A 202-nucleotide genomic window follows, 5' to 3' on the forward strand; every position below is an offset into this window, starting at 1 on the left:
GTGCATCCGGGAGGATTCGAACCTCCGACCGCTCGGTTCGTAGCCGAGTACTCTATCCAGCTGAGCTACGGATGCATCGGGAAACTTACTTTACTGCAGATTTTGATACCGCTACTAAAGCCGTATCAAGTAAGAGATGGTGCATCCGGGAGGATTCGAACCTCCGACCGCTCGGTTCGTAGCCGAGTACTCTATCCAGCTG

At 53.5% G+C, this 202-nt stretch carries 1 tRNA gene; it reads right to left on the reverse strand.

The features are described 5' to 3' along the window. Position 1 precedes the first annotated feature (1 nt). Positions 2-75 (reverse strand) — tRNA-Arg (locus OGW13_RS00015). Between the last annotated feature and the right edge of the window lie 127 nt (positions 76-202).

This window comes from Citrobacter sp. Ca225, assembly GCF_030337175.1.
Classification (GTDB): domain Bacteria; phylum Pseudomonadota; class Gammaproteobacteria; order Enterobacterales; family Enterobacteriaceae; genus Citrobacter_A; species Citrobacter_A amalonaticus.